At 30.7% G+C, this 21,171-nt stretch carries 22 protein-coding genes and 1 tRNA gene; 6 read left to right on the plus strand and 17 right to left on the minus strand.

Annotated features, from left to right (window positions below; translation table 11 throughout):
• Positions 1-3: 3 nt before the first annotated feature.
• From RH98_RS05125 to porX, 5 genes are all read right to left on the minus strand, one after another.
• Positions 4-78 (minus strand) — tRNA-Val (locus tag RH98_RS05125).
• A 54-nt stretch (positions 79-132) separates the two neighbouring features.
• Positions 133-513, minus strand: a complete 381-nt coding sequence (locus RH98_RS05130; RefSeq protein ID WP_010251258.1) for a DUF4258 domain-containing protein — start codon at positions 511-513, stop codon at positions 133-135.
• A 62-nt stretch (positions 514-575) separates the two neighbouring features.
• On the minus strand, positions 576-1,772 hold the full coding sequence (locus tag RH98_RS05135) for an alanine dehydrogenase (protein ID WP_010251260.1): 1,197 nt from the start codon (positions 1,770-1,772) through the stop codon (positions 576-578).
• A 20-nt stretch (positions 1,773-1,792) separates the two neighbouring features.
• Positions 1,793-2,209, minus strand: a complete 417-nt coding sequence (gene tsaE / locus RH98_RS05140; RefSeq protein ID WP_010251262.1) for a tRNA (adenosine(37)-N6)-threonylcarbamoyltransferase complex ATPase subunit type 1 TsaE — start codon at positions 2,207-2,209, stop codon at positions 1,793-1,795.
• A gap of 2 nt (positions 2,210-2,211) precedes the next feature.
• The gene (gene porX / locus RH98_RS05145) at positions 2,212-3,765 is read right to left on the minus strand and encodes a T9SS response regulator signal transducer PorX (RefSeq protein ID WP_010251264.1); all 1,554 of its coding nucleotides are present in this window, start codon (positions 3,763-3,765) and stop codon (positions 2,212-2,214) included.
• 138 nt (positions 3,766-3,903) lie between these two features.
• Between porX and RH98_RS05150 the strand changes: the two genes are divergently transcribed.
• From RH98_RS05150 to RH98_RS05165, 4 genes are all read left to right on the plus strand, one after another.
• On the plus strand, positions 3,904-4,899 hold the full coding sequence (locus RH98_RS05150) for a glycosyltransferase family 2 protein (RefSeq protein WP_010251266.1): 996 nt from the start codon (positions 3,904-3,906) through the stop codon (positions 4,897-4,899).
• Between the two features lie 5 nt (positions 4,900-4,904).
• Entirely contained in the window at positions 4,905-5,510 is a 606-nt protein-coding gene (gene coaE / locus RH98_RS05155; protein ID WP_036495478.1) for a dephospho-CoA kinase, read from the plus strand.
• An 83-nt stretch (positions 5,511-5,593) separates the two neighbouring features.
• A complete protein-coding gene (locus RH98_RS05160; protein ID WP_010251270.1) occupies positions 5,594-7,156 on the plus strand; it encodes a sensor histidine kinase in 1,563 nt (520 codons plus the stop codon).
• Positions 7,157-7,166: 10 nt separating this feature from the next.
• Positions 7,167-7,889 (plus strand): response regulator transcription factor, encoded by a 723-nt coding sequence (locus RH98_RS05165; protein ID WP_010251272.1) that lies wholly within the window; start codon positions 7,167-7,169, stop codon positions 7,887-7,889.
• A 66-nt stretch (positions 7,890-7,955) separates the two neighbouring features.
• Here RH98_RS05165 and RH98_RS05170 read toward each other — a convergent pair whose 3' ends face one another.
• The 12 genes from RH98_RS05170 to RH98_RS05225 form a co-directional block, all read right to left on the minus strand.
• Positions 7,956-8,891: a LysR family transcriptional regulator gene (locus RH98_RS05170; RefSeq protein WP_010251274.1), complete on the minus strand. Its 936-nt coding sequence runs from the start codon at positions 8,889-8,891 to the stop codon at positions 7,956-7,958.
• A gap of 56 nt (positions 8,892-8,947) precedes the next feature.
• Entirely contained in the window at positions 8,948-9,556 is a 609-nt protein-coding gene (locus RH98_RS05175) for a DUF8845 family protein (RefSeq protein WP_010251276.1), read from the minus strand.
• 13 nt (positions 9,557-9,569) lie between these two features.
• Positions 9,570-10,064, minus strand: coding sequence for an RNA polymerase sigma factor (locus RH98_RS05180; RefSeq protein ID WP_010251278.1), 495 nt, complete (start codon positions 10,062-10,064; stop codon positions 9,570-9,572).
• A gap of 201 nt (positions 10,065-10,265) precedes the next feature.
• On the minus strand, positions 10,266-11,372 hold the full coding sequence (locus tag RH98_RS05185; protein WP_010251280.1) for a redoxin domain-containing protein: 1,107 nt from the start codon (positions 11,370-11,372) through the stop codon (positions 10,266-10,268).
• Positions 11,373-11,521: 149 nt separating this feature from the next.
• Positions 11,522-12,649 (minus strand): redoxin domain-containing protein, encoded by a 1,128-nt coding sequence (locus tag RH98_RS05190; RefSeq protein WP_010251282.1) that lies wholly within the window; start codon positions 12,647-12,649, stop codon positions 11,522-11,524.
• Positions 12,650-12,787: 138 nt separating this feature from the next.
• Positions 12,788-13,171, minus strand: a complete 384-nt coding sequence (locus RH98_RS05195; RefSeq protein ID WP_010251284.1) for a DUF423 domain-containing protein — start codon at positions 13,169-13,171, stop codon at positions 12,788-12,790.
• Positions 13,172-13,176: 5 nt separating this feature from the next.
• Complete coding sequence (locus RH98_RS05200; RefSeq protein ID WP_010251286.1) at positions 13,177-14,109, minus strand: transglutaminase-like domain-containing protein; 933 nt, start codon at positions 14,107-14,109, stop codon at positions 13,177-13,179.
• A gap of 32 nt (positions 14,110-14,141) precedes the next feature.
• Complete coding sequence (locus tag RH98_RS05205; RefSeq protein WP_010251289.1) at positions 14,142-14,987, minus strand: substrate-binding domain-containing protein; 846 nt, start codon at positions 14,985-14,987, stop codon at positions 14,142-14,144.
• 114 nt (positions 14,988-15,101) lie between these two features.
• Positions 15,102-16,613: a succinyl-CoA:acetate CoA-transferase ScpC gene (gene scpC, locus RH98_RS05210; protein ID WP_010251291.1), complete on the minus strand. Its 1,512-nt coding sequence runs from the start codon at positions 16,611-16,613 to the stop codon at positions 15,102-15,104.
• 370 nt (positions 16,614-16,983) lie between these two features.
• Positions 16,984-17,853, minus strand: coding sequence for a nucleoside phosphorylase (locus RH98_RS05215; protein ID WP_010251293.1), 870 nt, complete (start codon positions 17,851-17,853; stop codon positions 16,984-16,986).
• 16 nt (positions 17,854-17,869) lie between these two features.
• On the minus strand, positions 17,870-18,217 hold the full coding sequence (locus RH98_RS05220; RefSeq protein WP_010251295.1) for a translation initiation factor: 348 nt from the start codon (positions 18,215-18,217) through the stop codon (positions 17,870-17,872).
• A 190-nt stretch (positions 18,218-18,407) separates the two neighbouring features.
• Positions 18,408-19,355 carry an isopenicillin N synthase family dioxygenase gene (locus RH98_RS05225; RefSeq protein WP_010251297.1) on the minus strand — a complete coding sequence of 316 codons (948 nt, stop codon included), beginning with the start codon at positions 19,353-19,355 and terminating at the stop codon, positions 18,408-18,410.
• Between the two features lie 1,038 nt (positions 19,356-20,393).
• On the opposite strand from RH98_RS05225, the gene RH98_RS05230 reads away from it, so the two are divergent.
• Together RH98_RS05230 and ybaK are read left to right on the plus strand one after the other, a co-directional pair.
• The gene (locus RH98_RS05230; protein ID WP_010251298.1) at positions 20,394-20,630 is read left to right on the plus strand and encodes a hypothetical protein; all 237 of its coding nucleotides are present in this window, start codon (positions 20,394-20,396) and stop codon (positions 20,628-20,630) included.
• A gap of 35 nt (positions 20,631-20,665) precedes the next feature.
• Entirely contained in the window at positions 20,666-21,157 is a 492-nt protein-coding gene (ybaK, locus tag RH98_RS05235; protein ID WP_010251300.1) for a Cys-tRNA(Pro) deacylase, read from the plus strand.
• Positions 21,158-21,171: the final 14 nt, after the last annotated feature.

Raw genomic sequence — 21,171 nt, forward strand, 5'->3', positions numbered from 1 at the left:
TAGTGGGCGATGAGGGATTCGAACCCCCGACCCTCTCGGTGTAAACGAGATGCTCTGAACCAACTGAGCTAATCGCCCTTCAATTGGATTGCAAATATAGAATTTATATTTGAAAGTAAAACAGAAAATGACTTATTTTTCTGTTTTTATTATGTTTTTTAATTCGGCTTTATCAGTGTAGTTTACAATTTCGATTGTAAATTGTTCTTTGTTAGTGTTTTGTCCTTTGATAACATAGATCTTACCGTTTTCGAATTCTACATTACTATTAGAAAAATCTACTTTGCCATAGGTAAGTGTGTTTCTAATATCTTCTTCATTGACCCAACCTTGTTTTAAAATTTCATCTGCCTCCGCAGAATATTTTACTGGTTTGCTTCTAATGTCTTTTAAAACTCTACAGTTTGGTAAGTAACAAAATTTTGTCTTTTTTTCACCAAAGAAATAGATCAAGAACATACATCCAATCAATAATCCAAATAGATAATAAGCTAAGCGTTGGGTAAACTTCATTTTTTATGATTTTGTGCAAAAATACTAATAAGACATTGGAAAACTAGTCATTTAGTAAAAATTTAAAAAGTAAATAATAAGATGTCTTTATATTCTAAGTTAAACCAATTTGCTACACTTCTGTTTGTAACTAATCCTTTATAACTATAGATTCCTGTTTTTATAATTGTATCGCCATGTACAGCACCGTCTAAGTCGCCATTTTCTGCATAATCAATAAGCATAGGCGTAATGATATTGCTCAATGCCATAGAGGCTGTTTTGCAATAACGAGAAGTGATATTAGGAACACAATAATGGATTACGCCATTCTTAACTATAGTTGGATTTTCATGAGAAGTAAGTTCTGAAGTTTCAAAACATCCTCCGTTATCAATGGCAACATCAATTATGACAGCTCCTTTTTTCATATTCTCTACCATCGTTTCAGTAACTACAATAGGGGATCTGTTTTTACCTCTGATGGCTCCAATAGCTACATCACATCGCATTAGTGCTTTAAGCAATATTTTGTCTTGTATGGTAGAAGTAGAAACAAGTGATGGGAGATTTTTTTGTAATCGTTTTAGTTTTTGGATGGAATTATCGAATACTCTTACGTTTGCCCCCATGCTTAAAGCTGTTCTAGCTGCATATTCAGCTACTATTCCTGCTCCTAAAATTACTACTTCTGTAGGTATTACTCCTGTAATATTACCAAATAATAATCCTTTTCCATTATTTGTTGTAGTCATTAGTTCTGCCGCGATTAATATGGAAGAGATTCCTGCGATCTCACTTAATGAACTTGATGTAAGATAAGAACCGTTTTTTTCGTGAATGAAATCTATTCCTATCGCAGATATTTTCTTTTTGGCTAATGCTTCAAAGAACTGACTTTGCAAGGTTTTTAGCTGAACAGTAGACCAGACTACTGTATAAGGTGCCATCATTTTTATCTCCTCAAGTGTAGGTGCGGCAACTTTCACAATAATAGGACAACTGAATACTTTTTTTGTATCAGAGGTTAATTCTGCACCTGCCTTACTATATTCTAGATCAGTATAACTTGCGGCTTCTCCAGCTCCTTTTTCAATCAGGACTCGATGCCCATAAGAACTTAATGTCTGAACGGCTTCAGGTGTAATACAGATTCTTTTCTCTTGTGAGAAATTCTCTTTGGGAACACCTACAAAAAGACTGCTCTTTTGACGCTCAATCATTAGACATTCTTCTTGTGGGATTAAATCTTTTTGTGAAAAAGGAGTAGTAATTGCCATATTGAAAGTCGTTTATTTTGTTAGTTGTTTACTAATATTAGTTTTCGATCGCCATTTTCTAATACAGATAATTGTATAAGAGAATGATCGTCTGGAATAATAGTAGGAGTTTTTTCAGGCCATTCAATGAAACACCAGTTATTCGAATCTAAGTATTCATCCATCCCCATATCATAAGCTTCTTCTTCTTGCTCTAAACGATATAGGTCAAAATGATATACGCGTTGATTAATAGTATCAGAGTAGTATTCATTTACAATAGAAAATGTAGGACTGCTCGTCATATCTGTAATTCCTAGTTGTTTTGACAAGGCTTTAATGAATGTGGTTTTTCCTGTACCCATTGGTGCATCAAAAAGTACAATTTTGTGTTTTATATTTTTTAAAACTATTTCAGCAGTTTTCTCAATGTCGCTAATTGAAAAAATAATTTCCATGTTTATTTAGGGTTTAATACAATAAATGGAACGATTAACTCCTCTAATGATATACCACCATGCTGATAAGTATTTTTAAAATAAGAAGCATAGTAATTAAAATTGTTTTGGTATGCTAAGAAGAAATCATTCTTTGCAAAAATAAACGAACTACTTAAATTAATACTTGGTAATTGAATCTTTTTAGGGTCTTTAACATGATAGACATCCTTAGCTTCAAAAGTGAGACTTTTACCAGTTTTATATCTCAAATTAAGACTGGTATTTTTATCACCGATTACTTTAGATGGGTTTTTGCAATTGATTGTCCCGTGGTCAGTAGTTATAATAATTTTATAACCAAGTTGTTGAGCTTGTTGAATCACTTCGAGTAAAGGTGAATTCTTAAACCAACTGACAGTCAATGATCGGTAAGCTTTGTCATTAGACGCCAGTTCTTTAATTACTTCCATTTCTGTTTTTGCATGCGAAAGCATATCTACAAAATTGTAAACTAATGTAATTAGTTTGTTGTTTTTTAGACTTTTGAAGTTCTCTACTAGTTTTCTGCCGTCTTTTTGACTAACAATCTTGTGATATTCATTTTTGACATCTAATCGCAGACGTTTTAATTGATCTTGAAGGAATTCATTTTCAAATAGGTTTTTTCCACCTTCGTCTGTATCATTTTTCCAATATTGTGGAAGTTGAGTAGCCATTTCAAGTGGTGTAAGTCCCGAAAATATAGCATTACGTGCATATTGGGTTGCAGATGGTAAGATAGAGAAGAAGCTGTATTCTGACTCTACTTTGTAATGATTAGTAATAATAGGTTCAAAAGCTCTCCATTGATCATATCTCAAATTGTCGATTACAATAAAAAGTACTTTTGCATCTTCTTTTTTAAGCTCTGGAGCGACCCATTTTCTAAATATCTGGTGAGATAAAACAGGACTATCTTCAGGATTATTAATCCAATACTCGTAATTCTTCTCTATAAATTTACCAAATAGAGAATTTGCTTCATTACGTTGTCCTTCTAGAATGTTGATGAGGTTTTGATCCTCAATGTTTTCGAGTTTTTGTTCCCAATAAAGAAGTTTTCTATAGATAGAAATCCAATCTTCATAGGTTCTCGCATCCATTAAGTCCAATGAAATATTTCTAAATTCCTTTTGATAACTTAGTGTTGATTTTTCTGAAATTAATCTAGAGTCATCAAGATTCTTTTTTAAACTCAGTAAAATTTGATTTGGATTGACAGGTTTGATTAAATAATCAGATATTTTAGCACCGATAGCCTCTTCCATAATATATTCCTCTTCACTTTTGGTAATCATGATGATAGGAATATTGTTTTTTATGGTTTTAATTTCGTTTAAGGTTTCTAATCCTGTAAGGCCAGGCATATTTTCGTCTAGGAATACGATGTCAAAATCTTCTTTTGCAAATAATTCTATAGCGTCTTGACCGTTTGTGCACGTAGTGATATTGTAGTTTTTCTTTTCAAGAAATAAAATGTGAGGTTTTAATAAATCCACTTCATCATCCACCCAGAGTATATTAATTTTATTCATAATTTGTCATGTTTTGTATTGTGTGTATTCCTAATTTATTTGAAATCATTTAAATTAGTACGGTTAAATATACCAATCAATTTTCGTATTACAATACTTAACGATATTTTTGTGACCGTATTATAAAAAAAACTATAAATGTACTATTCATTCATTATTCCTGTTTACAATCGCCCAGATGAAATAGATGAGCTTTTAGAAAGTTTATGTCGCCAAAAGTATAGTGGGGAATTTGAGGTGGTAGTTGTAGAGGATGGATCAAAAATAGATTCACGAGAAATTGTCTTAAAATATAGTAATCGCTTAAATATAAGTTATTATTATAAAGATAATTCGGGTCCAGGTGACTCTAGGAATTATGGAATGCAGAGAGCTAAAGGAGATTATTACATCATACTGGATTCAGACTGCATTATTCCAGAGAATTATTTATTAGAGGTGAATACTTACTTAGATAGCAAATACGTAGATTGTTTTGGAGGACCAGATGCAGCTTTGGATAGTTTTAGTGCAGTACAAAAGGCAATAAATTTTTCAATGACATCGTTTTTAACAACAGGAGGTATTCGTGGAGGAAGTGAGCGTTTAAGTAAATTTCAGCCAAGAAGTTTCAATATGGGGATATCTAAGAAAGCTTTTGAAGCATCAAAAGGTTTTGGGAAGATACATCCTGGTGAAGATCCAGATTTAACAATACGTTTGTGGGAGTTAGGTTTTGAGTCTGAATTATTTCCCAAAGCTTATGTCTATCACAAGCGTAGAATTGATTGGAAAAAGTTTTATACTCAGGTAAATAAATTTGGAAAGGCAAGACCCATATTGAACAAGAGATACCCAAAATATTCAAAATTAACATATTGGTTTCCCCTTTTGTTTTTGATAGGGTTGATATTTAGTATAATAGCAGCTTTCAAGGGGGTTTATTTGTTAATTAATATTTATATATTCTATTTTTTATTAATTTTTGTAATATCATCGATAAAAAATAGAAGTATAAAAATAGGATTTTTATCAATTTTGGCAGTTTTTATACAATTTTATGGTTATGGCACGGGATTTGTTAAATCAGTGTACAAAGTATTTATACTTAACCAAAAACCAGAAGTTGCATTGCCAGAAATGTTCTTTAAATGAGAATTATGGGAAAAACATTAATAGCTGGTTTAACGGGGGGAATAGGTAGTGGAAAGACTACTGTCGCAAAGATGTTTGAAGAGGAAGGTATTCCTATATATATAGCTGATGATCGTGCAAAGATTATTATGGATAGAAAGGACATCGTAGACAGGGTGCAGGACATATTCCCGATAAATGTAATTACTGACGACTATAAATTAGATCGTAAGGTAATTAGAGAAACGGTCTTTGAAAATAAGGAACTATTGGAAAAACTAAATGATATAGTACATCCCGAGGTCAAAAAAGATTTTGAACAATGGGTGGCAAGTCATTTAGATAAACCATTTGTGATTAAAGAAACAGCTATACTTTTTGAAAAGAAGTTAGACAAGCAATGTGATCTTGTTATTTTAGTAACTGCTCCTGACGAATTGCGAATAGAGCGGATTAAAAAACGAGATAACGTCTCAAATGACAATATTCGACAAATTATGAATAATCAGCTATCTGATGAGTATAAAAAACAATTTAGCAATTATGTTATTGAGAATATTGATATAAAAAAGGTTAAACACGAAGTAAAATGTATTATTAATAACATTAAAGAGATAAAAAGCTCATTTTAATTAGTTAATTTTATGTTAATCGATGGGATGGTTGTTTTTTTTAATGTTAATTTTGAAAGTTCATGAATAAATTTAAGTTTAGAATGTTGGTAGCTATCATGAGTTTTTCATTGATAGGTATCATTGTGGTACAGCTTTATTGGATTATAAGTTCATATAATAATAATGAAGAACAATTTAAGTATCATGTTCAACAGGTGTTAGGAAATGTTGCTAATTCGATGCAGCAGAATGAGGCCACAGAGTTTTATAAGTTTTATAATAAACTTAAAGATAGTATAGGGACTGCGCCCAAAACAAGTGAGTTAAAGCAATACTTGTATATAGAGCGCAATCCACAGACGAATGAAGAAATATTGTATTCTAATACATTAATATTAGAAGATTATAATATAAAAGGTTCGTTCTTTGACAGCAAGGTTTCAGATAGTTTAAAAGTAAAAAATTTAGTATCTAAACGCAAGACTGAGATTTACAAAGGTGATGGTTTTGATCGCAATGCGATTAGACAAAACTATCCTGATGAGGTAAAAGAGCAGTCGGGTAACTTAGACATACTAGATAAAGCGCAATTTGAAATATACTTTAAAGATATTGTTGCATTGCGAAGTATTGATGAACGAATTTCTAAAGATAAGTTACAAGACTTGCTTAGAAAGGAATTAAAACAATATGGAGTTAATGCAAAGTTTGAATACGGTGTATATAACAAAGGGTTAGCGACAAAGATAAAGTCAGATGAATTTGTCTATGAAGATGGATCAACCTATGGGGTTCCAATCTTAACAGATAATGATGGAAAGACGAAATATCAATTGTACTTAACTTTTCCAGAGAAAAGTAAGTATCTATTTTCATCGTTATTAGGAATTACGTTTTTGTCTATTTTGTTTACGATTGTTATTATTGCGGCATATTTGAATGCAATAAATCAATTGATTAAACAAAAACAAATTTCAGAGATAAAGACAGACTTTATTAATAATATGACCCATGAGTTTAAAACACCTATAGCAACGATTAATTTAGCCCTGGATGCTATAAAAAATCCAAAGGTGATAAATGATGCTGAAAAGGTAGATCGTTACTTAAAAATGATTCGCGATGAAAATAAGCGAATGCATGCTCAAGTAGAAAATGTTTTAAGAATTTCAAAATTAGAAAGAAGAGAGTTCGATGTAGATAAAGATCAAATGGATGTTCATGAAATTATTGAAAATGCGGTAGATCACGTAGGATTGATAATTCAGGATAGAGAAGGAGAGATTAATTTACACTTAGACGCTCGAAGAACTGACGTGTTAGGAAATGATTTCCATTTCACTAGTGTCATAGTCAATATTCTTGATAATGCTATTAAGTATTCACAGGAAAAGCCAATTATTGATATATACACTGAGAATGTCAAAGATTTTATATTAATTAAGATCAAAGACAATGGAATAGGAATGAGTAAACATGCTCAAAAACGTATATTCGACAAGTTCTATCGAGAACATACAGGAGATTTGCACAATGTAAAAGGTCATGGATTAGGATTGGCTTATGTGCAGCAAATTGTGGAAGTCCATAATTCTCAAGTGTATGTGGAAAGTGAGAAGGGAAAAGGAAGTACGTTTATTATAAAAATGCCATTAATAAATTAATACATATAACATGGAAACAACAAACAACAAAAAAATTTTATTAGTAGAAGATGATCCAAATTTCGGAGCAATTTTAAAAGATTATTTAGCCATCAATGATTTTGAAGTTACACTTGCAAAAAATGGAATGGAAGGGTTTGAAAAATTCAAACGTGATACATTTAATTTATGCATTTTAGATGTTATGATGCCTTATAAAGACGGATTTACTCTAGCCAAGGAAATTCGTGATAAAAACAAAGAGGTGCCAATCATCTTCTTAACTGCAAAATCAATGAAAGAAGACGTATTAAAAGGATATAAAGTGGGAGCAGACGACTACTTAAATAAACCTTTTGATTCAGAAGTGCTTTTAATGAAAATTAAAGCAATCATTCATAGAAAATCATCTGAGATTAAAACAGATAACACTAAATTTGAATTCCAAATTGGTAAATTCCATTTAAATTCAAAATTAAGATTCCTTACTTTTGAAAATGATGAGCCAATTAAACTTTCACCAAAAGAAAATGAATTGCTTAAAATGTTAGCAATTTATGAGAATGACTTAATGCCTCGTGAGGTAGCTTTAACAAAAATATGGAGAGATGATAATTACTTTACTTCTCGTAGTATGGATGTTTATATTGCTAAATTGAGAAAATATTTGAAAAAAGACGAAGCAGTTGAAATTTTAAATATTCACGGTGAAGGGTTCAGACTTGTAGTTAAAGACAAAGAAGAACAAAAATAAGACTGCATATAGTAGTATAGAAAAAGGCAACCATTATGGTTGCCTTTTTTATTTATATTAGTTTTTTTATTTCTTTTTTGGACTGATTATTTTTACATCTTGGAAGGCGATAGCTCCTCTTATAACACTTAATATCACTTCGTAGAGTGCATTAGCTATTTGCAGTTTAAGTTCATTCTTGGTGTAGATAAGACTAATTTCTCGTGCTGGTTTAGGATCTTTAAAAGCAACTAAATTTGCTTTGTCATCGCTATTTAAATTAAGTGTGTGTAGATATGGAAGTAAAGTATATCCTAAGCCTTCCTTAGACAGGTTAATAAGCGTCTCGAAACTACCACTTTCAAGTTTGAAATTCTTGTCATCAGGAATACTACTTTTACAGATATTGATTATACCATCTCTAAAACAGTGACCATCTTGTAAGAGTAAAAGGTTTTTTAAATCCAAGCTTTCTGGGGTAATCTCTTTGTCTAGATTTTGTCTAAAATTACTAGGTATATATCCTACAAATGGTTCGTAATACAAGACTTTTTCTACTATATCTTGTTCTTCTAATGGAGTAGCTACAATTGCTGCATCCAAATATCCCATTCTTAATTTAGCGATGATTTCTTCAGTTGTATATTCTTCTATAACTAGGTTTACTTTGTTATATTTGTTTAGAAACGTTTTTAAGAACATAGGCAGTAAAGTAGGAGCTACAGTAGGTATAATACCTAATTTAAAAATACCTCCAATAAATCCTTTCTCCTGATCTACTAAATCTTTTATACGCTCTGATTCATCAACTATTTTCTTTGCTTGTTTTATTATGATTTCTCCTACTGATGTTAATTGTATAGGTTTTATACTTCTATCAAAAATAAGTACACCAAGTTCTTCTTCAAGTTTTTGAATTTGCATACTTAATGTAGGCTGGGTAACAAATATTTTTTCTGCAGCTAGAGTGAAGTTTTTGTGCTCAGCTACTGCTAAAGCGTATATTAATTGTGTAATTGTCATAGTGTTGAAAACTTACTTATTCTAGTGTGTAAGTTAGATAAAATATATGAATAATATTATTCAAAGTCTATTTTTTCGAGCTCTTTGTAGTTATTCATAAGCTTCTTAATTAAGAAACCATATATGACTTTGTAATATAACCAAATAATAAATAAAAATAAAGAGCAGATGATTAAAACTATCCCAATACTAATCAATGTAACTGCTAGGTTAACTTGTCCTTGATTAGTAATAATATCAAAAATAGTTACTAATAGACCTACTAGTATTACGACTAAATTACAGTAGATATAGTAATTCACAGTCTTTTTGGTTTTAATTATTTGCTTCATCAAAGATTTGGTTGAATCCTTAGTACAAATTTTTCGATAGTTATTGTAAAATAAGATTATGAAAATTATAGATATGCTAATCGATACGTAATCGATATAGTCTATCATAAAGGTAAATGCTGTCCCTTTTGGTGTATCATCATCAACATCATTATTGATAAAAAAGTAACTTGCAAGGTTAAGACATGTAAATTCAATTATACTTATTATAAAAATCCACATCACTATAGATGAAGACTTCTTATGTATCATTTTTCTTATTTCATCTGCAGTAATTTTAGGAAAATTCTGCGTACTATTCCAATGTTTTTTTAATAAATCTAGCTCCTTCATAATTGTCGTTCTTCTAAGGATTTAATATTTTTTTGAGTTTAGTTTTTATTCTATTCATTTTTACTCTTGCATTTACTTCTGATATTCCTAATGTTTCGGCTATTTCTTCATAGTTTTTATCTTCTAAATACATGAATATAAGAGCCTTTTCGATATCGTTTAAGTGATGCAGAGCATTGTATAACAACGTTAATTGTTCTTCCTCTTGGTGATTATACTCTGTGTATTCGAATCTATAATTAGCTAAGTCAATTGAAGTAGTGGTTAGGCTTCTAGTTTGTTTTCTGTACAAAGATATGGCAGTATTTAATGCTACCCTATAAGCCCAGGTAGTAAATTTAGATTCTCCTTTAAATTTAGGATATGCTTTCCATAATTGAATAGAAATTTCTTGAAACAAGTCTTTATGTGCAGCATCATCTGTAGTATATAGCCTACAAATTTTATGGAGAAGATTTTGATTCTTATCCAATAATTCTACAAACTCTTGTTCCAACTTTTTGTTCATAGCTATATGACGCAGCCTTTAATTTTTTGTTACAATGTAATGAGTAATATTTAATAAAAAAATTGAAATAGATTCTTTACACATATTTTCAATATAAGAATTTTCAATATAAATGCTTGTAAATCAGCTAGTGTTGTGGGTATATAAAAAAAGCCTCTATAAATATAAACTTATAGAGGCTTTTTTTAGTCAAATTATTAATTATTTGATATGGGATGAAATAATATCTTCTATATCTCCATCCAGATGATCAATGGTTAATATTTTTCCTTCACTATCGAGTAAAATGACAGTTGGGACTACACGAATGCCATAGATTACACTTGTTGTTTGGAAGTCAGAAATTTGTGGCCATGTCATATTTTGTTCTTTGACTATCTCTTTAATTTCAGGAATAGAATTATCTGATGTAATGCTAATTATATTTAAACCTTTATCATGGTATTTTTTATAGAGATCTTTCACAATAGGTAATCGCTCTTTGCAAACTGGGCACCAAGGTTCCCAAAAATGTATTAAGGTTAATTTACCTAAGCTTGTTTTTAGATTTATTTCATTACCGTCTAAATCTTTAAGTATAAAGTTTGGAGCTATTTCTCCTTTTTTTACTTTAATTTCATTAAAATTATCAAGCATTTTTTTACAAGCTATTCCTAAATTTGTTGATTGAAGTTCTTTGCTCAATAACGTATAATTGATTAAAGCCTCATTTCGGTCTATATTATTATATAAGCGTTGATATAATACAACCAGTGAAGTATAAGAGTCAGGATGTTCTTTTGTTTGCGTAACTATATATTGCGAAATACTATCTAATAATTTTGAAAATTCATTAGATAATGAATCTAATGTTTTACCATCATTCTCTTCAAAAGCTTTATCAATTAGTTCTTTATTATCTACTCTAAATGCATCTGCTTTCATTTGTCTATTTCTTACTTCTTTTGTAAAGTTATATAAAGCATTATTATTTGCAGTTCCCTTTGTAAATGTTTCTAATGGTTTTTCAGCATTATACTCAATTTGAATTGTTCCAGGCTCTAGAATCAAAAGTTCAGAAAATTCTGGTAAGTCTATACTTGCATATCCAGTTAAAACGTTTTTACCTTTTAATTCGAATGAATTATTTCTCACTAATGCTGAGTCAATTTTAATAAAATCATTTGTATTAGGATCTAAAACATTGAGGTATATTTTTGTACCTTCTTTTACGTTAATAGTATTCCCCTTTATATGATAAGGGCTCTTGGGAGTATTAAAACTCATAAATAATAATACTGAAAGCATTAAAATTATATTGCGGGTCATAAAGTATTTGTTTTAATAAATGGTAAATGATCTATGCTCTACTTTTACATAAAGCTTAATTTATAGCAATTTAATTAAAATATATTGTAATAAATAAAAAAGAGGAGGTTTCTGAACGCAGTAACCTCCTCTTTTTCTTTAATTATGTCTTATTTATCTAGGATAGAACTAATTTTTTCTCTTAGTTTTTTACCTCTTAAATTTTTAGCAATTACAACTCCATTTTCATCTAAGATAAATGTAGCTGGTATCCCTTTAACTTCATATTCTTGTGCAATAGGATCTTGCCAATATGCTAAGTTAGAAATTTGATACCATGTTAATCCGTCTTTTTTAATTGCTTCTTTCCATTTATTTTCTTCTTTGTCTAAAGATACACCTATGATATTTAGTCCTTTGTCATGATAATCCTCATAAAGAGCTACTACTTTTGGGTTTTCTGCTCTACAAGGACCACACCATGAAGCCCAGAAATCTATAATTGTAACTTTTCCCAATGCATCTTTTAATGATAACTCAGTTCCTTCAGGTGTTTTTGCACTGAAATCTGGTGCTTTATCACCGATTTTAACTTTAGGATCAGCCATTTGGTCAGCATAATTTTTCATTGATTTTGCAATCATTGATTCTTTAAGCTCATCATTTAAGTTATTATATGTTTCTAATACTTCTTCTTTCCCTAAATAACCTCTTTGAGTATATTCATTCATTGTTACTAAAGTTACAATAGATTGAGGGTTCTCTTCTAAGTAATTATCAACATAATTATTACTTTCTTCTGCTAACTCATTATAAGCATTGAAAATTTTCTCCATCTCAGCTTCATTTTTTTCAGCTTGAGCTTTTTCATATGCTTCTTGGTTAGCAGCTCTAAATGCAACTAATTTCTTTGTAAACTCATTGCGTTTTTTATTGAAAGTTGCAAATTCATCATTGTTCTTAGTTCCTGTTGCAGCACTTTCTTCAATTTTATCAGCATAGTATTTTAATTGAATCTTTCCATTCTCTAAAATAAATGGCACTCTACCTTCAATATCTTTAAAGGCAATAAAACTATAGTCAGGAAACTCTTCTTTACCTTTAAGTACAAAAGTGTTATCTTTTACTATAGTTGAGTCAACTGCTTGTAGCTGTTTGCTCTCTTGGTTAATTTTCTCTAAATACACTGTAGTACCGTCTGGAATACCAGTAAGTTCTCCTTGTATTTCATATCCTTTCTCTTGGTTACAAGATGCTAATAAAGCAACTGCACCTATTACACTTAAAATTTTTCTCATTAAAGTATTGTGTTAATTATTATTCTTGCTTATTAAAACAAATATAAATAAAAATTGATATGATAGTTGTTTGTACTTGTTGATTACATTGAAAATACCATATTTTTGGTATTTTTACCTTTTATATTTGTTAAAAAATTAAATAGTTATTGAGTAGAACAATAGCATGCACCATCCAATTACTAAACATAAGCCGCCAATAGGAGTAATAGGACCTAAAACTTTTATTTTCTTGCCGAAAGTTGCGCTTAAAGTAAGCCCATAAATACTAAATGAGAATAATATAGTACCAATAATTATTATGTTAGCAGCGTGTGTTATTTTTTCCACATGTGGCATTAATCCTAGTGCAACTAATAAGATAGCATGATACATTTGGTATTTTACACCAGTTTCAAAACTAGTTAGATGCTCTGCTTTCATACGTTTTTTTAAAGCATGTGCGCCAAATGCGCCAAATATAACTGCTAGCGCACCAAAGATACAGCCAGCAATTAGTGGGGTTGAGTTTGTGATAATCATAATTTTTAATTTAAAGTTAATTGTCCTAAAATTTCTTCTGACATAAAAGGACCTCCTGGGTATCTAGCAGTATAGTCTAGATTTAGCCATATTTGACCTCTTTCATCGATATGGTAATGTATTTCTTTTCCTTTACTTTCTTCTTTGAAAAGTAGTTCTTTTATAAGATAAATTGCCTGTTCTAGATCTCCCTTATTGTCTATTAGCATTTCAGGATACATATGTTCTTTTGTATGAATAAGTCGGGGAGTTCCACCGATAGCACGAATTGCCGCTGCCATTAAAATAGAATAATCATCGCAATCACCTGAAAAGTGAATTAATGATTCTGATGCAGTAGCAATATACTCCCTTCCTTTGGGATCATTAACATAATTCCATCTAGTGCGTATCTCCTTAAATACTGCCATAGACTGAATTAGTCGGCGATTTTCATAATAGCCTTTTGTCTTTGTAAAATGCTTTGTCGTAGCAAGTAATGCAAAGTTTCGCACAGAAGGATTATCATATTCAATCGCTTTTATTATTTTAGTTTTATTAGGAAAAGGCAATAGTTTAGATATAATAATATCTTGAGGTGCAGGGTTTTCTGCCATGGTATAAATCATTGCACGATAGTCGTCAAATATTGCTTGATAGCCATAGCCTCCTGCAATGCTAGCCCATGTCAATACTCCTAAATATATTATTATTAATATAAAAAGCAAGGTTTTTAACTTTTGTAACAAAAATTGAACCGCTATTATAATTAACAAAAATAAAATAATTCTATCTGCGTGATATGCCCATTCTGGATCAATTAGATTCTGATGAGCAATAATGAAGATAGGGATAGTAAGAAGAATATTAAGTAATAGTATGATAAGATTATCCCAAGGATGTGGAACCTTAAGGTAATGATACCATTTTTTAGCATTACTAATTTTATCTTCTTTCATTTTGTAATTATAGCAGTAGTTATTATTTATAACTATAGAATTACCTCTTTATAAGGTTTTACTTCTTCTAATAGATCCAAAGCTTTTAATTCCTCTGTTATTTTTTGGTATTTACTTTCAGGTAACTGTTTTTGAGACCATTGAGTAAGTTTTAACCAAGCTTGAATGTCTTCTAATTTTTGATTGTATTTTGTAGCAAGCGTGCGATCTATACTTGGTATATGTTTAAACTCAGAAGTAGTAGTATTTATTATTTCGAGTAAATGTTTTATTAAAGCATTATTTTGCTCTGCAAATTCTTTTCTTGCTACTACAACAAAAGAAGGCCATGGAGTAGGACACTCACCAATCCTTCTGAAAATTTTCTGATCGACAATTGGTTGCGTCATAAATCTTTCCCACATGAAGTAATCCGCTTCATTATTATGTAAGGCTGCTATAGCACCGTCTAGCGTATTAATTACTACAAATTCTAATTGATTTAAGTCCCAATTCATCTGTTTTGCATGTACAATCGCCATTAAATGAGATCCTGATCCATAACGACTTATTGCTATTCTTTTGCCTTTTAAGTCTTCTATGTTTTTAAACGCAGATTGATTAGCAACGTGAATTCCCCAGCGTAGAGGAGAAGATACATATTCCTGAAGTATTTGTACTTGATTTCCTTGTGAAATGTCTTTAATTATGCCTTCTGACAAGATAACTGCTAAATCAGCTTCACCATTGCGCAACATTGTGCACATTCTGCCAGTTCCCTCTGGTATATCTTGCCATTCTAACTCTATTCCATGTTCTGCAAACTCACCATTATCAATGCATAAATTCCAAGGAAAATTGAAGTGTTCAGGTACTCCAACGATAGTAACTTTTTTCATTCTTAAACTTTTCTTTAATACCTATGCTAAGATAGTAAAAATGCGAGTTTTTTAGCCGTCATTTAAGAATATCATAAAAAAAAATCTCTGCGTTTTAATGCAGAGATTTTATTATTATAAAGGTTTCATTGAACCGTTTTCTTTAAAGCGAATATGGAATTTAAAAGCTTCGTCTAATAGGTGAGGAGTGTGACCTCCATTTTGTTTAGCGCGTTCGTAATAGTCTCTTAATTCCTGTTTATAGTCTGGGTGTACACAGTTTTCTATAATCACTTCTGCGCGCTCTCGAGGAGATAGACCTCTTAAGTCAGCAAGACCTATATCTGTTACTAGAATATCTACATCATGTTCTGTATGGTCAACGTGAGATACCATAGGAAGGACATGCGAAATAGCATTGTTCTCTTTTGATGCAGCTTGGGTTACAAAAATACTTAAATAAGCATTTCTTGCAAAGTCTCCTGACCCACCAATACCATTCATCATCTTAGTTCCACCAATATGAGTAGAGTTTACGTTACCATAGATATCGAACTCTATTGCAGTATTAATAGCTATGATCCCTAATCTTCTAATAACTTCTGGTGCATTAGAGATATTCTGAGGTCTCAGTATTAACTTATCTTTATATTGATCAAAATTGTTGATTAATTTATTATAGCATTCTTCCGTCACTGTAATTGAAGATCCTGAAGCAAATGTCATTTTACCAGAGTCAATCAAGTCGAATGTACTATCTTGTAGTACTTCTGAATACATTGTTAGATCGTGAAAAGGACCATCGATAAAACCTGTTAATACGGCATTAGCAACTTTACCAATTCCTGCTTGTATAGGAAGTAAAGAACTTGGCAGTTTTCCTTTGTTTACTTCTTCTTCAAAGAATTTTAATAAATGCTTTGAGATCGCAGTAGTTTTTACATCTGGTTCTGGTAACAGTGCCGGAGTGTCTTCTATACTAGAGAATACAACACCTACGACATTATCTGGGTTAAGGCGAATAAATGTTTCACCGATTCTATCTTCTACACCATGAATAGGGATAATTTCTCTTCTTGGTTGTTTTTTTGGTACGCAGTTATCGTGAATACCTTCTACACTTAAAGGTATTGCGTGATTAACTTCTATAATTATTTTTTTTGCTACACTAGCGAAGTATGCTGAATTACCTATAGATGTAGTAGGAATGATGAATCCATCTTCATTAATATAGGTTGCTTCTATAATAGCGATATCAACTTGTGGAATGTGTTTCTCTTGTAATTGCTCAATGGTTTCACTTAAGTGTTGATCGATGTACTTTACTTGACCACTGTTAATTGATTTTCTTAAAACGGCGTCTGCCTGAAAAGGCATTCTACGAATAAGAGCATTGTTAGTTGCTAAATCGGCATCTGTAGTTTGTCCTAATGAAGCGCCTGTAATTAAGGTGATTGCAACATTTTCTTTAGCTGCGCGTTGTGCAAAAGCGGGTAATACTGATTTACTATCTCCTGCTTTTGTAAAGCCACTGGCTCCGACAACAGCTTGATCATGAATTAAGAGAGCTGCTTCTTCAGCAGATAGTATACGTTCTCTATAAGGAGCATACTTTATTCTCTCTAATTTCGAGTCTTCTTTCGTCATTTCAAATAAAAATTTTAAGCACCTTAAATCTAAGGATATTTATTTATATAAGGCAAATAAAATGAGATTATATGTAATTTATGTGATTTTTTTGTATAATTATAAAAAAAGAGTGTTTTTTTATTCTAAATTTTAGTAAAAAGAAAATGAAGTATTGTAATTTTTACTTTTTACTGAATTTACTACATTATTCTAGTGTATTTGGACTGTTTTAAGCGTTTTTAAATGTAGATAGTATTGTGGAATTTATCGTTTTGAATAACAGTATGATTGACAATTTCTTTTTGCAGAGTAATCTATTTAATAAAATAATAAGAGGTGTCTTTTTATGAAAAAACACCTCTTATTTTATTTTAACGTGATTAAAATCTTAAGCACTTAATTTGTCTAATGTATAGATAATTAATTTATCTACTGCAGCATATGGATCCTCTGAGAATGTACCATTTGCTCTATTAGCGATAATAGTATTTAAAGAAACGGCGTGATGACCTAGCAATTTACATAGTCCATAGATTGCAGATGTTTCCATTTCAAAGTTTGTAATTCTATGTTCACCATATTTGAAAGAATCAATTTTATGATTCAAATCTGGATCTTGAAGAGGTAAACGCAACACACGTCCTTGTGGACCATAGAAACCACCTGCTGTACCTGTGATTCCTTTATGCGTTAATTCACTTTCAAGTTTTGCTTCTAGTTCTGGACTATTTTGTATGATATATGGTTTCCCTTTTTTAGGATCCCAATTTGTATGTTTAATGAAAGCATCTTCCATTTCCTTATCTTCGATTTTATCGATGACATAAGAACGCATTACGTTGTCCAATCCTAATCCATATTGTGATAATACAAAACTATTTACTGGGATGTCTGATTGAAGTGATCCAGAAGTACCAATACGTACAATATTTACAGATGTAAGATCTTTTTTTACTTCTCTTGTTTCAAGGTCAATATTAAATAATGCATCGATTTCATTTACAGCAATATCTATATTGTCTGGACCAATACCAGTAGAAATAACAGTTAATCTTTTTCCTTTATATGTACCAGTAGTCGTTTTGAACTCTCTTTTTTGAGTAGTAAATTCGATAGTATCGAAATGTTTTGTAATACGGTCTACGCGATTCTGATCCCCTACAAAAATGATATCTTTTGCTACATTTTCAGGTCGCAAGTTTAAGTGATAAATACTTCCGTCAGGATTTAGAATTAATTCAGATGATTTAATTTTCATAATCTTTAAATTTTAATTAGCCGCCTACACGTTTTACTTTGTAGCCTTCTTTAGTTAAATAATCCATTATTTTATCTCGAAAATTACCTTGTATGATAATCTCCCCATCTTTTGCACTGCCTCCAACTCCGCAAAGAGTTTTTAATTTTTTTGCAAGAGTTTTTAAATCTTCTTCAGCACCTTCAAAACCTTTAATAATAGTTGCAATTTTTCCACCTCTATTTTTTTTATCTAGATGTGCCTCTAGTTTTTGGTGTTGAGGAGCTAATGTTTGTATTTCTTCTCCCTGTTCAAACTCGAAGTCTTTATTAGTTGAAAATACAAAGCCTCCTAAGTCTTCTAAACTACTTATTTTTTTACTCATATATTAAAATTGATAATGAAGGTAATGTTTTCTTTAAAATGGTGTCTCTCAAAGGTACAAAATATGTTAAAGCTTTAAAATATTTAAACCTTAAAAAAGAGTTATAATAATTACAATGAAATTATATAAAATGTAAAGAGGGAGTAAAATAGCTCCCTCTTTAAATATAATCTGTTTTTGAATTAGGTTATTATTTTATTAAGCCCAATTCTACAAGTCTTTGATGTAAGAATTCACCAGAAGTAATATCTTCATAAAGTTTTGGATTTTCATCATCTACACAGTTTTCTAAACAGTTCAATGGCATAGTGCTCACTGGGTGCATAAAAAATGGAATAGAGTAACGAGATGTTCCCCATAACTCTCTTGGTGGATTTACTACTTGGTGGATGGTGGATTTTAAACGATTGTTAGAATGTCTAGAAAGCATATCTCCGACATTAATAACTAATTCATCATCTGCAGCAATAGCATCAATCCATTCGCCATTGTGGTTTTGTACTTGAAGTCCTTTACCTTGAGCACCCATTAATAGGGTAATTAAATTGATATCACCATGTGCTGCTGCTCTTACAGCATTTTTAGGTTCTTCTTTAATAGGAGGGTAGTGGATAGGTCTTAAGATACTGTTTCCGTTTTTAACAAAATTGTCAAAGTAGAATTCGTCTAATCCTAAAAATAAAGCTAATGCTCTAAGAACATAAACACCAGTTTTTTCTAGCATTTTGTATGTTTCTTTACCGATTGCATTAAAATTAGGTAATTCTTCTACAGTTACATTAGCAGGGTAAGATGCTTCTAGTTCTGGATTGTTTTCAACGTATTGTCCAAAATGCCAAAACTCTTTTAAATCCCCTTCTTTTCTACCTTTAGCACTTTCTTTTCCAAAGGCTACATAACCTCTTTGTCCTCCAATGCCTGGAACTTCATATTTCTCTTTAGTTTCTAAAGGGAGGTTAAAAAAGTTTTTAACTTCTTCATAAAGATTACCAACTAGTTGATCATCTAAGAAGTGTCCTTTTAATGCTACGAATCCAATCTCTTCGTAGGCTTTGCCGATTTCATTTACAAACTTTTGTTTACGTACCGGGTCATCCGATAGGAAATCACGTAAGTCAACACTAGGAATGTTTTGCATTTTCTAATTGTTATATATGCTTACTTGAATAATTTCAAGCAAAAGTATATTTTTTTATGTAAAAAAATAGGAGTGAATCTAAAATATAAACTTAGGTCTGATAGTGTGCAGTTATAAATATGAATAAGAGTGAGAATATTACTAAAGTTATTAATATTGTAAATAGTAGAAATAAGTATAAAAATAGCTTTTTTAATATTTTTAGTAATAAAAAGAAAATTTTTATAAAATTTATAAATTATACTCACTTGTATACTTAGTAGAGGAGTAGCAAACTCTTTAATCTCATAAAAGTCAATATTCTATATTTATTTAATACACTAGTGTGAAAACAATAGTATAGATAATGAAATAAATTGTAACTTTGTACTGTTAATCAGTGTACTAACTGATAGATAAAAATAAAATTACACAAATCAAAGTATAGTTTTTCTGCTAAATTGACTGTAAAAAAGTCAATTTTTTTTTGCATTTTTTTATGATTCTTCAAAATTTTATTCAGGTTTAGTCCCAGTGTAGTTCGGGGACGGTTGCAGTCTTGTTCGGGAAGACCCCCGGTTTTGCAATGCTTACCCCAACGAATCTCGAACAGTACCCGAACAATTCCTGATTTTAACTTTTTGAATTGCTTGTAGGTCTTGTGTTTGCTAGGTTTTGTAAGAAAACGCTAACGTTGTAAATGGCAAATAACAGTAATTTTGTGCACTTTGTTACCTTATCAGTAAATAGATAAAATGGTTTCTTGTATAGCGTATATTTAAGAGGTATAGGGAGGGGAGTATTTGTATACAATTCAAATATGAAATAAGTATTGAGTTTATAAAATAATTTTGGAACAATGTTTTACTATTATAATAGACTCATTTATATACTCCAAATAAGATTATTTCTTGTCAACTTATATTCTTAATTTTTCTTGCTAAACTTTTCAATACTAGTGAATATTTAATTAAAATTGATAGAATTTATTTTATTCATGTGTTTTATGGTATAGTTTTTTTTTATAAATTGTCAGGAGAATATTAAAAATTGAAAACTATGAAGCTACCAATAGAATTAAAGGCAAATGAATTTATTGTTTTAGTAACAATAGATGTAGATCCTAAGTATACAATATCTAATTTGGATGAATTTTACGGAACATTACCCAAAAGTTTTAAGCCTATTTTTAAGAAAACTGTAGGTTCTACACTTAGAGTATACTGCGTATGTGATAATGAGGATGACTTTATGTTTTGTCTAAGACAGACTGGTTATAAAACAACTTTATTATAAAACCAAGTCTCGGTATATTTGTAGAAAAATTAAGAATGGGTAAAAAAGCAAATAAGATTGAGAAAACGAATGCATTACGGCTTTTAGATAGTAAGAAGGTGATATATGAGGTACATGAGTACGATGTAGATGATGGACTGATAGATGGTTTGTCGGTTTGTAATAAACTTGGATTATCAGCTCATGTTTCTTATAAAACTTTAGTAGCTCATGGTAAGGGTAGTGATAAGTATGTATTTGTTATACCAATAGAAGATGAATTAGATCTAAAGAAAGCAGCGAAAGCATGTGGCGAAAAGAAGATAGAAATGCTCGCGGTAAAGGATTTATTGGAGGTGACAGGATATATTAGAGGTGGATGTTCTCCGATAGGAATGAAAAAATTGTTACCTACTTTAATAGATGAGAAGGTAATGTTATTAGAAAAAGTTTATGTGAGTGGAGGAAGAAAGGGATTGACTATTGGTATTACACCCCAAGATTTAATTAAAATTACAAATGCAAAAGTTTTTGAGATAGTATTATAGCAGAAAGTGAAACT

It is taken from the genome of Myroides injenensis M09-0166 (assembly GCF_000246945.1).
Classification (GTDB): domain Bacteria; phylum Bacteroidota; class Bacteroidia; order Flavobacteriales; family Flavobacteriaceae; genus Flavobacterium; species Flavobacterium injenense.

Excerpts from the sequence above, each read along its gene's own strand:
- RH98_RS05225 (WP_010251297.1), bottom strand. The coding sequence starts at position 19,355 with ATGCAAAACATTCCTAGTGTTGACTTACGTGATTTCCTATCGGATGAC.
- tsaE (WP_010251262.1), bottom strand. The coding sequence starts at position 2,209 with ATGGAAATTATTTTTTCAATTAGCGACATTGAGAAAACTGCTGAAATA.
- RH98_RS05215 (WP_010251293.1), bottom strand. The coding sequence starts at position 17,853 with ATGAAAATTAAATCATCTGAATTAATTCTAAATCCTGACGGAAGTATT.
- RH98_RS05230 (WP_010251298.1), top strand. The coding sequence starts at position 20,394 with ATGAAGCTACCAATAGAATTAAAGGCAAATGAATTTATTGTTTTAGTA.
- RH98_RS05190 (WP_010251282.1), bottom strand. The coding sequence starts at position 12,649 with ATGAGAAAAATTTTAAGTGTAATAGGTGCAGTTGCTTTATTAGCATCT.
- RH98_RS05170 (WP_010251274.1), bottom strand. The coding sequence starts at position 8,891 with ATGACAATTACACAATTAATATACGCTTTAGCAGTAGCTGAGCACAAA.
- RH98_RS05165 (WP_010251272.1), top strand. The coding sequence starts at position 7,167 with ATGGAAACAACAAACAACAAAAAAATTTTATTAGTAGAAGATGATCCA.
- RH98_RS05195 (WP_010251284.1), bottom strand. The coding sequence starts at position 13,171 with ATGATTATCACAAACTCAACCCCACTAATTGCTGGCTGTATCTTTGGT.
- RH98_RS05185 (WP_010251280.1), bottom strand. The coding sequence starts at position 11,372 with ATGACCCGCAATATAATTTTAATGCTTTCAGTATTATTATTTATGAGT.
- RH98_RS05180 (WP_010251278.1), bottom strand. The coding sequence starts at position 10,064 with ATGAACAAAAAGTTGGAACAAGAGTTTGTAGAATTATTGGATAAGAAT.
- RH98_RS05200 (WP_010251286.1), bottom strand. The coding sequence starts at position 14,109 with ATGAAAGAAGATAAAATTAGTAATGCTAAAAAATGGTATCATTACCTT.
- RH98_RS05130 (WP_010251258.1), bottom strand. The coding sequence starts at position 513 with ATGAAGTTTACCCAACGCTTAGCTTATTATCTATTTGGATTATTGATT.
- ybaK (WP_010251300.1), top strand. The coding sequence starts at position 20,666 with ATGGGTAAAAAAGCAAATAAGATTGAGAAAACGAATGCATTACGGCTT.
- scpC (WP_010251291.1), bottom strand. The coding sequence starts at position 16,613 with ATGACGAAAGAAGACTCGAAATTAGAGAGAATAAAGTATGCTCCTTAT.
- RH98_RS05175 (WP_010251276.1), bottom strand. The coding sequence starts at position 9,556 with ATGAAGGAGCTAGATTTATTAAAAAAACATTGGAATAGTACGCAGAAT.
- coaE (WP_036495478.1), top strand. The coding sequence starts at position 4,905 with ATGGGAAAAACATTAATAGCTGGTTTAACGGGGGGAATAGGTAGTGGA.
- RH98_RS05135 (WP_010251260.1), bottom strand. The coding sequence starts at position 1,772 with ATGGCAATTACTACTCCTTTTTCACAAAAAGATTTAATCCCACAAGAA.
- RH98_RS05160 (WP_010251270.1), top strand. The coding sequence starts at position 5,594 with ATGTTGGTAGCTATCATGAGTTTTTCATTGATAGGTATCATTGTGGTA.
- RH98_RS05150 (WP_010251266.1), top strand. The coding sequence starts at position 3,904 with ATGTACTATTCATTCATTATTCCTGTTTACAATCGCCCAGATGAAATA.
- porX (WP_010251264.1), bottom strand. The coding sequence starts at position 3,765 with ATGAATAAAATTAATATACTCTGGGTGGATGATGAAGTGGATTTATTA.
- RH98_RS05220 (WP_010251295.1), bottom strand. The coding sequence starts at position 18,217 with ATGAGTAAAAAAATAAGTAGTTTAGAAGACTTAGGAGGCTTTGTATTT.
- RH98_RS05205 (WP_010251289.1), bottom strand. The coding sequence starts at position 14,987 with ATGAAAAAAGTTACTATCGTTGGAGTACCTGAACACTTCAATTTTCCT.